Origin of the sequence: Pseudomonas putida (assembly GCF_028682175.1) — a bacterium.
In the GTDB taxonomy this organism is placed as follows: domain Bacteria; phylum Pseudomonadota; class Gammaproteobacteria; order Pseudomonadales; family Pseudomonadaceae; genus Aquipseudomonas; species Aquipseudomonas putida_AD.
Window position 1 is genome coordinate 78,344 of the sequence record NZ_JANHKS010000003.1, and the last position, 13,367, is coordinate 91,710.

The 13,367-nt window shown below is 64.0% G+C and carries 13 protein-coding genes; all 13 read left to right on the top strand.

The features are described 5' to 3' along the window. Nucleotides 1–39: 39 nt before the first annotated feature. Entirely contained in the window at nucleotides 40–1,998 is a 1,959-nt protein-coding gene (locus NPS29_RS03295) for a cytochrome D1 domain-containing protein (protein WP_274130887.1), read from the top strand. Beyond that, on the top strand, nucleotides 1,995–2,642 hold the full coding sequence (locus NPS29_RS03300) for an SCO family protein (protein ID WP_274130692.1): 648 nt from the start codon (nucleotides 1,995–1,997) through the stop codon (nucleotides 2,640–2,642). The genes NPS29_RS03295 and NPS29_RS03300 overlap by 4 nt, the downstream gene beginning before the upstream one ends. 230 nt (nucleotides 2,643–2,872) lie before the next feature. Next, nucleotides 2,873–3,478 (top strand): SCO family protein, encoded by a 606-nt coding sequence (locus NPS29_RS03305; protein WP_274130693.1) that lies wholly within the window; start codon nucleotides 2,873–2,875, stop codon nucleotides 3,476–3,478. A gap of 10 nt (nucleotides 3,479–3,488) precedes the next feature. Continuing rightward, entirely contained in the window at nucleotides 3,489–5,048 is a 1,560-nt protein-coding gene (locus NPS29_RS03310; RefSeq protein WP_274130694.1) for an ABC transporter substrate-binding protein, read from the top strand. Between the two features lie 14 nt (nucleotides 5,049–5,062). After that, nucleotides 5,063–6,034, top strand: a complete 972-nt coding sequence (locus tag NPS29_RS03315; protein ID WP_274130695.1) for a peptidylprolyl isomerase — start codon at nucleotides 5,063–5,065, stop codon at nucleotides 6,032–6,034. Nucleotides 6,035–6,263: 229 nt separating this feature from the next. Beyond that, nucleotides 6,264–6,806, top strand: coding sequence for a response regulator (locus NPS29_RS03320; RefSeq protein WP_274130888.1), 543 nt, complete (start codon nucleotides 6,264–6,266; stop codon nucleotides 6,804–6,806). Nucleotides 6,807–6,909: 103 nt separating this feature from the next. Continuing rightward, nucleotides 6,910–8,625: a GspE/PulE family protein gene (locus NPS29_RS03325; RefSeq protein ID WP_274130696.1), complete on the top strand. Its 1,716-nt coding sequence runs from the start codon at nucleotides 6,910–6,912 to the stop codon at nucleotides 8,623–8,625. Beyond that, a complete protein-coding gene (locus NPS29_RS03330) occupies nucleotides 8,606–9,409 on the top strand; it encodes a hypothetical protein (protein WP_274130697.1) in 804 nt (267 codons plus the stop codon). Before NPS29_RS03325 ends, NPS29_RS03330 begins: the two co-directional genes overlap by 20 nt. A 1-nt stretch (nucleotide 9,410) precedes the next feature. Next, on the top strand, nucleotides 9,411–9,959 hold the full coding sequence (locus NPS29_RS03335; protein WP_274130698.1) for a pilus assembly protein: 549 nt from the start codon (nucleotides 9,411–9,413) through the stop codon (nucleotides 9,957–9,959). Then, nucleotides 9,946–10,494, top strand: a complete 549-nt coding sequence (locus NPS29_RS03340; protein WP_274130699.1) for a GspMb/PilO family protein — start codon at nucleotides 9,946–9,948, stop codon at nucleotides 10,492–10,494. Before NPS29_RS03335 ends, NPS29_RS03340 begins: the two co-directional genes overlap by 14 nt. Continuing rightward, on the top strand, nucleotides 10,494–11,018 hold the full coding sequence (locus NPS29_RS03345; RefSeq protein ID WP_274130700.1) for a hypothetical protein: 525 nt from the start codon (nucleotides 10,494–10,496) through the stop codon (nucleotides 11,016–11,018). The genes NPS29_RS03340 and NPS29_RS03345 overlap by 1 nt, the downstream gene beginning before the upstream one ends. An 11-nt stretch (nucleotides 11,019–11,029) precedes the next feature. Continuing rightward, nucleotides 11,030–12,859: a secretin N-terminal domain-containing protein gene (locus NPS29_RS03350; RefSeq protein ID WP_400607759.1), complete on the top strand. Its 1,830-nt coding sequence runs from the start codon at nucleotides 11,030–11,032 to the stop codon at nucleotides 12,857–12,859. A 1-nt stretch (nucleotide 12,860) separates the two neighbouring features. Beyond that, nucleotides 12,861–13,364 (top strand): type II secretion system protein, encoded by a 504-nt coding sequence (locus tag NPS29_RS03355; protein ID WP_274130702.1) that lies wholly within the window; start codon nucleotides 12,861–12,863, stop codon nucleotides 13,362–13,364. Nucleotides 13,365–13,367: the final 3 nt, after the last annotated feature.

Below are 13,367 nucleotides of genomic sequence, written 5' to 3' on the forward strand. Positions count from 1 at the left end.
GCTTTTGCAGGAGGCGCGCTGGCGGTGACGCTGTCGTTGATGGGGCATTCGGGTGACACCCCCAAGAGTGCCGACGTGACGGCCAGTACCGGTGATACACCGCCCAGCATGCCCGTGGTCGCCAACCAGCGGGAAGTGAGCAGAAACGGGGTCACCGTCAAGTTCGAGGCGCGACCGCTGAACAACGGTCCGCTGACCGAAGGCATGTTCGCCGACGTGCGCTTCAGCGTGACCGATACCGCCACCGGCCAGCCGTTGCCGGGCATCGCCCCCGGCGCCTGGCTGGACCCCAGCGTGGCCAACGATGCGGGCGCCAATCATGACCAGCAATGCAAGTCGCGGGTGGGGCTGTACCTGAAAAGCACCATTGGCGCGCGGCCGCTGCTGGACCTCAACAGCTACTTCCTGATGGTGCTGAACAAGGACGCCAGCGCCACGGTGATCGACCCGACCGTGTCGGTGGGCGGCATCACCAGCACCATGAGCCGCATTGCCCTGAAACAACCGGGCATGGACTGGACCTCGACCAACGACGACAAACGGGTGTTCGTGTCGATGCCAGGCGCCGATGAAGTGGCGATCATCGACGCCGAGAAATTCCAGGTACTGCTCAGCATTCCTGCCGGCACCCATCCGCTGCGCGTGGCCCTGCAGCCGGACGAACGCTATCTGTGGGTCGGCAACAACGCATCGAGCGAAGCGGCCAGCGGCGTGACGGTGATCGACACCCAGACCCTGAAAGTCGTGACCTTCCTGCCGACCGGCCTGGGGCATCACGAGATCGCCTTCAGCAAGGATTCACGCTACGCCTTCGTCAGTAGCCGCGACGCAGGCACCGTCAGTGTGATCGACATCGCCAGCCTGAGCCTTGCGAAAACCCTGAAAACCGGCACGCACCCGCTCGCCGTGGCCTATTCGCCGTTGTCGGATGCGGTCTATGTGGCCGACGGGCAACAAGGCACGGTCACAGTGATCGATGCCAACAGCCTGGAAGTGCGCAAGGTGATCACGGCGCAGCAGGGCCTGGGCCCGATGGACTTCAGTGGCGACGGGCGGTACGGCTTCGTGCTCAACACCTTCAACAACCACGCCGTGGTGATCGACGCGGCCAGCGACACCGTCATCCATAACCTGGAAGTCTCACCCGAGCCGTTCCAACTGACCCTGACCCAGAAATACGCCTACATCCGCGGCCTGGCCTCGCCACGGGTAACCATGATCAACCTCGCAAGCCTGGGCAAGGACCGCCAGCCGATCCTCCAATCCTTCGAAGCCGGCCCGTCGGCGCCCAGGCTTGCCGGGGATCTGCCGCTGGCCACGGGCCTGACCCAGGCGCGGGACAACGACGCGGTGTTCGTGGTCAACCCGGTGGACAACACCACCTATTTCTACGCAGAAGGCATGAACGCGCCGATGTCCGGCTACCTCAACCGGGGTAACGCGGCCCGCGCCGTACGGGTCATCGACCGCAGCCTGCGCGAGGTCGAGCCTGGGGTCTACAGCTCGCGGGTGCGCCTGCCCAGCGCCGGGAATTTCGACGTGGCGTTCATGCTCAACCAGCCGCAGCTGATCCACTGCTTCACCGCCCAAGTGGAAGTCAATCCGGCGCTGGAAAAACGCCTGGCCGTGCCTCGGGTGGCGTTCCTGCTGGAGCGGCGCTTCGAGCCGGTCGGGCAACTGGTGCCGATCCGTATTCGCCTGGTTCATGGCCGTGGCGACCAGCCCATGACCGGTGCCAAGGACGTCTACTTGCGCTACTTCCTGGCCCCAAGCTCACGGCCTCGGGAGGTGCTTGCCACCGAGATCGGCGACGGTATCTACGAGGCCAAGGCTGACCTCTCCGAAACTGGCGCCTATTACCTGCACGTGCGCTCCGAGTCGCTGGGCATCAAGGCCAGCGAGCAGTCCTACGCCAGTCTGCGGGTGATGCCGGTGGATCAGTCGCCGGTGCACCTGAATAACCAAAGCCCATCTGTTTCCGACAGGATGACGCCATGAAAACACTGTTGAGTTTTTCGCTGTTGGCCTTGTTGATCGCCCCATGCTCCTCCCAGGTGTACGCCCATGGCGGCGCCGACCATGCGCAGCAGCACAAGCAGGTCACCCAGGAAAACGCGGTCGTGCGCTTTGCCGATGTGTCGCTGACCAACCAGAACGGTGAGCCGGTGAACCTCAAACGCGATCTGGTCAGCGACAAGATCGTGGTGATGGGCTTTGTCTACACCACGTGCACGACGGTGTGCCCGGTGGTGTCGTCGATCATGGCCAAGGTGCAGAAGCAACTGGGTGCCAAGGTAGGCAATGAAGTGCAGATCGTGTCGATTACCGTCGATCCGCTGCGCGACACCCCGGCGCGCCTGCTCAGTTACGCCAACCGCTTCCAGAACGGCCCGGGCTGGGCCTGGCTGACCGGAACCCCGCAGGCGGTCAACGAAACCCTCAAGGGCCTGGGCACCTGGACTGCGGACCCTGCCAACCATCCGCCGCTGATCATGGTCGGCGATGGCCGCAGCAGCCACTGGACCCGCTATTACGGCTTTGCCGACCCGGCGCTGCTGGTCGAGCGGGTCGAACAACTGCGCGCCGACCGCGTGTCCAAGCCCGTGCGCCACGGGACCTATGTGATGGGGGATCAGCCATGACCCGCTCCCAGCCACACCGCCACCCCCGTAGGAGCGCGCTTGCCCGCGAAGGCGTCGTGTCAGACACCGATGTGTTGAATGTTGCACCGCCATCGCGAGCAAGCTCACTCCTACAGGTTCTTTGTGCCTGTGTCGCAATGCCTCAATCCCACCACCAACCCTGTAGGAGTGAGCTTGCTCGCGATAGCGTCAGGTCCGGCGCCGATGGATTGGGGCGATGGCTCTGGGCGATGGCGCTGTCCGTGGCGATGCCGCTGGCCTGGGCCCACGATGGCCATGTGGAGCCGACGCTGGCCAAGGCTACACCGGTGCAGGTCGCGCCGCCGTCCAGCGGCACCCATGACGCGCTGACCTATTTCACCGACACGCCGCTTCAGGACCAGGACGGCAACACCGTGCGTTTCTACAGCGACGAACTCAAGGACAGGCTGGTCCTGCTCAACGTGGTGTTCACCCACTGCGACGAGGCCTGCCCATTGATCACGCGCAAGCTCAAGGACGTGCGCCAGGCCATGGGCGAGCCGCTGGCGAGCAAGGTGTATTTCATCACCCTGACCAGCGATCCGAAACGTGACACGCCCCAGGTGCTCAAGGCTTTCGCGGCCAAACACGGGGTGGACGGCCCCAACTGGCGATTCCTGACCGGCACCCAGGAGCAGATGGACCTGGTGCTCGGCAGGCTGGGGCACATCATTCCAACCCCCGAGCAGCATTCGACGCAGTTGATCGTGGGCGATGTGGCGACCAAGCGCTGGGCGAAGATCCGCCCGGACGCACCAGTCGATGCCATCGCGCAACGCTTGCAGTTTCTGACCCTGCCCGTGGCCGGGCGTTGAGGAGCAGACCATGAAGACCTCGCTGGCGCTGTTCAGCCTGCTGTGGTGCCTGACCGGAACAGCCCATGCCCTGGAGCTGAGCCCGTCCGAGGCCGCAGGAAAGCGCCTGTACCGCGAGGGTGTGTCGGCGAGCGGGGCAGAAGTGTCGGCGCGGATCGGCCTGTCGGGCACCCCGATCCCGGCAGCCACCGTGCCCTGCGCCGGTTGCCATGGCAGCGACGGGCGCGGGCGACCGGAAGGCGGCGTGCGTCCGCCGGACATCACCTGGCGCAGGCTCAGTGCACCCTATGCGCAGCAGGTCAGGGCAGGGCGCAGCCGACCGCCGTACAGCGAAAGCGGCTTCTCCCACGCGATCATCGAAGGCATCGATCCCGCAGGCCAGGGCCTGGACCCGGCCATGCCGCGCTTCGTCATGTCCAGCCAGGATCAATCCAATCTGCTGGCCTATCTCAAACGCCTGGAAGACGACGCAGACCCCGGCGTGCAGCCCAAGGCCCTGCGCCTGGGCACCTTGCTGCCGTCCGAAGGGGCGCTGGCGCCGCTGGGCGACACCGTGGCGGCGGTGTTGGTCGGCGCGCTCACCGCGATCAACGACGCAGGCGGCATACACGGCCGCCGGCTGGAACTGGAAATCGTCGACCCAGGCCCCGATGCCGCCAGCGCCGAACTCGCCCTCAAGCGCCTGAGCGGCGAAAAAGGCGTGTTCGCCCTGATCTCACCGCTGGCTCCGGCGCTGGACAGCCGCCTGGCCGGGTTGCTGGAACAGGCCCATCTACCGCTGGTGGGCTCGGTGTCCTTGCTGGGACTGCAACAGGACAGTCCGATGATTTTCGAGCCGCTGCCGGGCATGAGCGGGCAGTTGCAGGCGCTGGCCGACTACGCCGCCAGCCATCTGAACCTGACCCGCCAGAAAGTCATGGTGGTCTACGAAGACAGCCCTCTGGAGCGCACCCAGGCCGAAGGGCTCAAGCAGCGCCTTAATGAACAGGGCTGGAGCGACGTCAATCTGCGGGTCTACGTGGCGGGTGGCGGGCTGGCGGGAGACGTGACGAGCGACCCTGCCCAGGGCGTGTTCTTCCTCGGCCGCCCCGATGACCTGCGCGCCATGGCCGAAGCGTTGCAGCAAGCCGGGCAGGCGCCGTACCTGTTCGCGACCTCCGCGCAAGCGCCGGGGGATGTCTGGAACTTGCCCGGGGTGTTTTCCCGTCGGCTGTTCCTGGCGTACCCGTTCGTGCCCAGTGACTGGACCGCCGAAGGCAAGGCCGCGCTCGCTTCGGTGCGCGAGCGCAGTGGCCTCAAGGGCCAGTACGCGGTGTTGCAGGTGGACGCCTGGTGCTCAGTGCTGCTGGTGGCCGAGGCATTGCGACAGATCGGTCGCAATCCCGCCCGCGAGCCGCTGATCAAGGCGCTGGAGGGGTTGCACGATGTGAAGACCGGATTGACTCCACTGTTGGGGTTCGGGCCGGGGCAACGGTTGGGCATGTCGGGTGCCCACGTGGTGACCGTTGATTTGCAGCAGCAGCGATTCGAACTGATAAGCCCCTATGTCAGGGTCAACGCTGCCAATTGAAGTGAGATTTCGCCATGAAGCTCAAGCTGTTGTTAATGATGTTGGCGTTGGTGTTACCCAGTCTGCTGCTGACGGTGGGACGCACCGAGGCCGTGGCAGACCCCACATTTGGGGAAATGGCCGTGGCGCGGGTCAACGGCGTGGAGATCGGACAGATGCAGCTTGAGCATTACTTCGTCGATTACTTGCAGGCCCAGGGGCGCATGGTCGGTTCGATCCGCAACCCGATCGCCTACAACCGCCTGCGCAGTGCGGCGCTGGACGACCTGATCGACAAGGAACTGCTGTGGCAGGAAGCCAGCAAGCGCGGCATTCACGTTGACGACCAGAGCGTTCAGGACAACTACACGGCGCTGCGCAATGAATTCACCTCCGATGAAATCTTCAATCGACGCCTGGAAGACGCAGGCTTCAACAGCGTCACCTTCAAGGAATACCTGCGCCGCGAACTGACCAGCCAGCGCATGCTCGCCGATCTGAGCCAGATGGCCGCGGTGCCCCAGGCCGATGTGCAGGCCTTCTATCGCCAGGCGTCGCCGCGCATCCATGCCCGGCACATCCTGCTGCTGGTCGAACCCAACGCCGATGTCGAAAAGGCCGAGGACGTCCATCGCCAGGCGCTGCAACTGCGGGCGCGGATTCTCAAGGGTGAGGACTTCGCCCAACTGGCCCGGCAGTACTCCCAAGACACCCGGGCAGCCGACGACGGAGATCTGGGCTATTTTTCTCGTGAAAGCATGGTGGCGGAATTTGCAGACGCAGCGTTCGGTCTCAAGACAGGAGCGGTCAGCGAGCCGGTGCGCACCATTTATGGCTGGCATTTGATAAAAGTTGAGAACACAGTCGAAGATAGCGTGATCAGCGATACTCAGGGCCTGGCCATGGCGCGCCATGCCCTGGAGCAGCAACGACAGGGCGAGGCGACCCGGTCGGCGCTGCAACGGCTGCGAGCGGCGAGCAAGATAGAACGGGTGGCAGAGCGATGACCCGGGTTTTCCCCGAAAGTGGGGGCAAATCCGGTAAGCGCTGGTTGATGCCCCCGGTAGTGGGGTTGCGGTTGTGCCTGTGCGCTTTGTTTTTTGTCGATGAAAATCAATGGCATGGGCGATTCCATTTTGCAGAGGAGGGTCTGGCATGAACAGTGCTCTTGTACCACTACAAGGCGGCATTCCCCAGACCGGGCCACAGGACCTGTCCCGAATTCAGGAGTCCACCTTGTTAAACAAAGTGATGGTTGTAGAGGACGAACAGATCCTGGCGCAGAACCTCCAGTCGTATCTGGAGGCCAAGAGCCTGGATGTACGGGTCGCGAACGATGGCGCTGGCGCCATCGACCTTGCAGAAGGTTTCGGGCCGGACGTGGTTGTCCTCGATTTTCGCTTACCCGATATGGAAGGGTTTCAGGTACTCGATGCGGTACGCAAACAGAAGGACTGCTTTTTCATTCTGATCACGGGACATCCGACCAGCGAAGTCTGCGGTCGAGCCACCGATCTGGGTGTCAGCCACATTCTGTTCAAGCCGTTTCCGCTGGCGGAACTCGCCCGAGCTGTCTGTGACTTGTTGGGTACTGAGCGACGGTCGGCGAACAAGGCGCCTCAGGCGGCCGGGTTCATCGAGCGGCGGCACAGCCCGGCAGAGACTTTCCCGTTGCAGTTGTACGACGGTACCTGGGTTCACTCGGATCGTCGTGGCAACAGACAGACCCCGTCGCCTGACAGCGACAAGGCGGTCGTTGACGGGGAGGGCAAACTCTAGCCGGGTCCGGGGGACATAGATCCTCCGGGAACGGCAAACCGGCCAGGGAAGGTCAGGCGCGTCGAATGTGTGGTTCCTTTTTTGGGGTCCGGGAGTGCATTCGATGGAAAGTCTTACGCTCGTAGTCGAGAGACCGCCGCTGGCTTTGCCAGTCGTGTTACCCAGCCGTTTTCCCGGCAGCCTCCTGGCCGCCGCCAGGGAACGCGCCGCCGCTGCAAGCGAACGCCCGATCGAGGCGCTCGAAAGCCTTTCTGAACTTGAGCCTGCCGCCTTCACCCGCGCCCTGGGCGCCACCTTGCACTATCCCGTGCTGGATGCGTCGAGCCTGTTCAAGTGCACCCCGGAATTCGAACAGGTCAGCCTGGCCCAGGCGCTGAAACGCGAATTCGTCATGCTGCGCCACGAGGACGCGCTGATCGGCGTGTTCGCCGACCCCTTCGATGATGGCCGCCTGGCCTGGATCGACGAATGCCTTCAAGGCGCTGCGCTGTACCTGTGCCACGCTGCGGACCTGGCCGCCTACCTGGCCCGCCAGGAAGAGGGCTTCCACGCGGTCGCCGCGCTGGATACCCACGGCGACGAACAGCACGAGTTCGCCGCCCTGGAAACCCTGTCCCTGACCAGCATCAGCGAAGACGCCAGTGCCGTGGTCAAGCTGGTCAACTCCACCCTCTACGACGCGCTGAAGATGCACGCCAGTGACATCCACCTGGGCGTGACCGGCAGCGGGCTGGTCATCAAGTACCGCATCGACGGCGTGCTGAACAACATCAGCAAGGTGCAGGGCGCCGAGTTCGCCGACCAGGTGATCTCGCGGATCAAGGTGATGGCCGAACTGGACATCGGCGAAAAACGGGTGCCCCAGGACGGCCGCTTCAAGATCGGCATCAATGGCCGGCAGATCGACTTCCGGATTTCGATCATGCCCAGCATCTTCGGCGAAGACGCCGTGCTGCGGGTGCTGGACAAACAGGACCTGGCCGACCGCGTCAGCGGCGTGCGTCTGGAAGCGCTGGGTTTTGAAGACGCCACCCTCATCAGCCTGCGCCGCCTGGCCGCCGAACCCTACGGCATGGTGCTGGTGACCGGGCCTACCGGCTCGGGCAAGACCACCACGCTGTACGCGATGATCACCGAGATCAACCACGGCGTGGACAAGATCATCACCATCGAAGACCCGGTGGAGTATCAGTTGCCCGGCGTCTTGCAGATCCCGGTCAACGAGAAGAAGGGCCTGACCTTCGCACGCGGCCTGCGGTCGATCCTGCGCCATGACCCGGACAAGATCATGGTCGGCGAGATCCGTGACCCCGACACCGCGCAGATCGCCGTGCAGTCGGCGCTCACCGGCCACCTGGTGTTCACCACCATCCACGCCAACAACGTGTTCGACGTGATCGGCCGCTTCACCCAGATGGAAGTCGACCCCTACAGCTTCGTGTCGGCACTCAACGCCGTGCTGGCCCAGCGCCTGATCCGCCTGGTGTGCAGCGGTTGCGCGGTGCCGGTCACTCCGGGCGAGGACGAACTGCGCGCCTCGGGACTGACCGCCGAGAACAGCGCCCACTACCACTTCGTTCACGGCGCCGGTTGCGGCCGCTGCCGTGGCACCGGGTATCGCGGCCGTACCGCGATTGCCGAACTGCTCCACCTGGACGACGAGATTCGCCAGATGATCGTCGAGCGCAGCCCCATTTCCCAGATCAAGCATTACGCCTGCAGCCGTGGCCTGCGCCTCTTGCGCGGCTCGGCTCTGGAACTGGTGCGCGATGGCCGGACCACGCTGGAGGAGATCAATCGTGTCACTTTCATTTCGTGATCACTACGTGGCCGTGATCGGCGCCAATGGCGTCGGTCTTTCCCGCTGCGACGCCCTTGGCCGCAAATGGCTGGGCAGCGCCGGGTTCATCGCCGATCGCCAGGGCACCCCGACACTGGCCCTCGACACCCTGCAACGCCTGCTGGGCGAACACGTCAAGGGCCGCGCGCGGCTGACCGTTCTGCTGTCCAGCCACTACAGCCGTTTCGGCTTGATTCCCTGGAGCGAACACATCCACACCCCGGATGAACTCCAGGCCTACGCCAGCGCCGTGTTCGAGGACACCTTCGGCAAATCCGCCGAGCCCTGGGCCCTGAGCCTGTCGCCGGAAAGTGCCGGGATGCCGCGTATCGCGGTGGGCCTGCCACAGGCCTTGCTGACCCAACTGCGGGAGATGGTCAAGGCCCGCAGCCTGCGCCTGGTGTCAGTCCAGCCGTACCTGATGAGCGCCTTCAACCGCTTCCAGAAGAGTTTCGGCAATCGCGATTTCCTGTTCGTGGTCGCAGAGCCCGGCCGCAGCACCTTGCTGCTGGCCAGGGAAGGGCGCTGGTCGGCGGTGCGCTCGCTGCGCATTGCCGACAGCGACGCCGCCCTGGGCTCGATGATCGCCCGGGAGAGCGAGCTGCACGGGCTCAACGGCGACAAGCCGGTGGACCTGTTCGTCCACGCCCCGGCCCGTCATCACGACGCGCCACAGATTCTCGGCGTACATACCCTGGAATTGCCGTCAGGCGAGAGCGACATCCAGGACCCGTTGCACATCATGGCAGCGGCGGTGAACTGACATGCGCGATCTCAATCTGGAATTCCAACCGCAACGCAGCGGCAGCCGGCTTGGCTGGAGCGTGCTGGTACTGGGTCTGGTGCTCGGTGTGACGGTGGCCACCGGCGCCCGCATCGTCGGGCAAGACATTCAGGACGAACAGAACCTGCTCGGCCACGCCCAGCGCAAGCTGCAAGTGCACACCGGCGGCACGGTCAGCAGCCTGACACCGGCCCAGCAGCGTGAGCAGGAACTGCGCCTGTTGGAGATGAAGCAGGTGTCGGCCCAGTTGCGCCGCCCCTGGGACCGTCTGTTCGCCGCGCTGGAAACCCTGCGCGGCAAGGACATCGCCTTGCTCACCCTGACCCCCGATGCGCGCAAGGGCCAGGTGCGGATCACCGCCGAGGCGCGGGATCTGGAGGCCATGCTGACCTTCCACCGGCAACTGCAAGACAGCCCCGAGCTGCGTGACGTGTCGCTGGTCAACCACGAGATTGTCGCCAACTCGCCGCAGAAACCGATCCTGTTCAACCTGCTGGCCACCTGGGAGGTGAGCGATGTCCGTCCCTAGCCTGATTCTGCGCGAACACGTTCAACGGGCAGGCCTGCCTGGCCTGGGAGGCGCGGCGCTGCTGGCGCTGGTGCTGGGTTACGGGATGTTCGGCCTGCTGCCGGACTGGCAGTCCCTGGACACCCTGCGCCAGAACAGTCACAAGGCCAACGAGTTTCTGGAGAAGGTCGCCAATGGCACGGCCACCTTGCCGGTCGTGCCCTCCCAGCAACTGGACGAGTTCCACAAGGCCCTGCCGACCCAACTGGATGCGACCACGGTCATCGACCGCATCTACGCGATGGCCAGCAAGGAAAAGATCAACCTGGCCCGCGGCGAATACGCGCTGGGCATCGACCCCAAGACCCAACTGGCCCGTTACCAGATCCTGCTGCCCGTGCGCGGCAACTACCCGCAACTGCGGCGCTTCCTGCACGCGCTGCTGACCGAACTGCCCGCCGTGGTGGTCGAGGACGTGGATTTCCAACGCAAACGGATCGCTGATACCGAGCTGTCCGGGCGCATCCGCATGACCCTTTACCTGTCGAGGTCGTGATGAACAATCGTCGCGTAACAGGCTGGATCGCGTTTTTCGGCATCTGCGGGCTGATCGCCTGGATGCCCGAGCAATTCTTCGGCGAGTCGACCCAGGACGCTGCCAGCAGCGTGCAACCGGTCGCCGCCAGGCAGCAGGCAGCCATCGCCAGGGCCCGGGCCATCGTTGCCAGCGATGCAGAGAAATCGGAAAAAGTGGTGGTGCCCCAGGTCGACCTGTTCGCCACCCAGAGCTGGTACGTCGCCCCGGTGATCAGCGCCGAACAGCAGGCCGCTCTGGACAACGCCGTTGTAGCCCCATCGGTGCCCACAGCACCACCGCTTCCGTTCCAGTTCATTGGCAAGCTGGAAGACAGCCAGCAGTTGCAGGTGTTTCTGCAAAACGGAGAACGGCTCTATGTGGTCAGGGCCGGTGATGTGATCGACGAAACCTACAAGATCGATCGCATCTCGGCCACTGAAATGAGCCTCGTCTATCTGCCCTTGAAGTTTGCTCAGACCTTGTCTGTAGGGAGTGCGCCATGAGTCCGCTGCGGTTGTCGTCGAACGCGTTGTTGCTGGGCTTCATCATTGTGCTGGGAGTGCTGTTGTCTTCCTGTGCGTCGGACATTAACCGGGCGATTGGCCAGGACCTGATCGAGGAGGGCAAATACGAAGAGGGCATTGCCAAGTTGCAGGAAGCGGTCAATGCCAAACCTCGCGATGCCACCCTGCGCATTCAGCTGACCTCGGCCAAGGCCCGTGCGGTCAAGACCCTGCTGACCAAGGCCGATTCGGAGCGCTCGCAACGGGACTTCAACAGCGCCGCCATCGACTACTCGCGAGTGGTCGCCATCGAGCCCAACAATGGCCGGGCCCGTGACGCGCTGTACCTGCTGGAGCAGATGCGCAACATCAACAACATGCTGGTTCAGGGCCAGACCAGCCTGCGCCGCGGCGACGTGACCGGTGCCGAGAAACAGGCCCGTGCCGTGCTCGCCCTGGACCCGCGCCACGAGGGCGCCCAGCAGTTGCAGAAAGACGTCGACCTGCTGCGCTCGCGCAATGCCGTTCCCTATCCACAGCTCAAGACCCGCCTGGACCGGCCGGTGACCCTGGAGTTTCGCGACGCCAACCTCAAGGTGATCTTCGAGGTGCTGTCCCAGGTGGCGGGCTTGAACTTCATCTTCGACAAGGACATGCGCGCTGACCTCAAGGCCACCATCTTCGTGCGCGAAGTACGCATCGAGGACGCCATCCAGTTGCTGCTGCAACAGAACCAGCTGCACCAGAAGGTGGTGAACGACAACACCTTGCTGATCTACCCGGATTCGCCGCAGAAGCTCAAGGATTACCAGGAGCTGGTGATGCGCACCTTCTACCTGACCAATACCGATGCCAACACCGCGCTGAACATGGTCAAGACCATGCTCAAGACCCGCGATGTGTTCATCGACGAGCGCCTGAACACCCTGACCATGCGCGACACCCCGGACGCCATTCGCATGGCCGAGAAGCTGTTCTTCTCCCAGGACCAGTCCAACCCTGAAGTGGTGCTGGAGGTGGAAGTGATGGAAGTGGCCCGTCAGCGCATCCTCGATCTGGGCCTGCAATGGCCGAGCACCTTCGGCATCATCAACAGCGACGGCACCGCGGTGAACGTGCTGAACCAGCTGCGCGGCATCAACTCCAGCCGGATTTCGATCTCGCCTTCGCCACAGCTGAAAATCAACGCCCAGGACAACGACGTCAACACCCTGGCGAGCCCCACGATTCGCGTCAGCAACCGTGAACAGGCGCGCATCCACATCGGTCAGCGGGTGCCGATCATCAGCGCCACCTCCGTGCCCTCGACCCAGGGCCCGGTCATCACCGAAAGCATCACCTACCTGGACGTCGGTCTGAAGCTGGAGGTGACCCCGATCGTTCACCTCGATAATGAAGTGGCGATCAAGATTGCCCTGGAAGTGAGTAACGCCACACCGCTGGAAGCCACCCGCAACGGAACCATCCCGGTTCAGGTCGACACCCGCAACGCCCAGACCACCCTGCGTCTGCACGACGGCGAAACCCAGATCCTGGCGGGCCTGGTGCGCAACGACACCCAGTCCACCGGCAACAAGATCCCCGGCCTCGGCGACCTGCCGGGTCTGGGCCGGCTGTTCGGCAGCAACAAGGACACCGTGGGCAAATCGGAGCTGGTGCTCTCGATCACCCCGCGCATCGTGCGCAACCTGCCGTACCAGGCGCCGAGCGACATGGAATTCGGCACCGGCACCGAGACCAGCATGCACATCGACTCGGTCAATCCGGACATGCCCGTGACGGTGGAAGTGGGCGGCAAGTCGCAGCCGCTGGCCGTCGTGCCTGCTGTCGAGAAGCCTTGACATGAACGCCCGGCACGCCACGCGCGGCTTCACCCTGATCGAGATGGTCGTGACCCTGGCCATCGTCGGTCTGCTGGCGAGCATCGCCGCGCCTTTGACCGAAACGATCATCCGCCGTGGCAAGGAGCAGGAGCTGCGCACCGCGCTGTATCAGATTCGCGATGCGCTGGACGCCTACAAGCGCGCCGCCGACTCGGGGCGCATCGAGAAGTCGGTGACCAGTAACGGCTACCCAGCCAGCCTCAAGGTGCTGGTGGACGGCGCCCGCGACCTGAAGAGCCCCAAGGGCGCGAAGATCTTCTTCCTGCGGCGCATTCCCAATGACCCGATGGCGGCCAGCAAGAGCCTGGGCAACAGCAAGAACAAGCACGATGCGGCGGACGACTGGGGCCTGCGGTCCTACGACAGCCCGGCGCAGAACCCGCGGGACGGCGAAGACGTGTTCGACGTGTATTCCAAAGCCAAGGGCGTTGGCCTCAACGGCATCGCCTATTCGCAGTGGTGACAT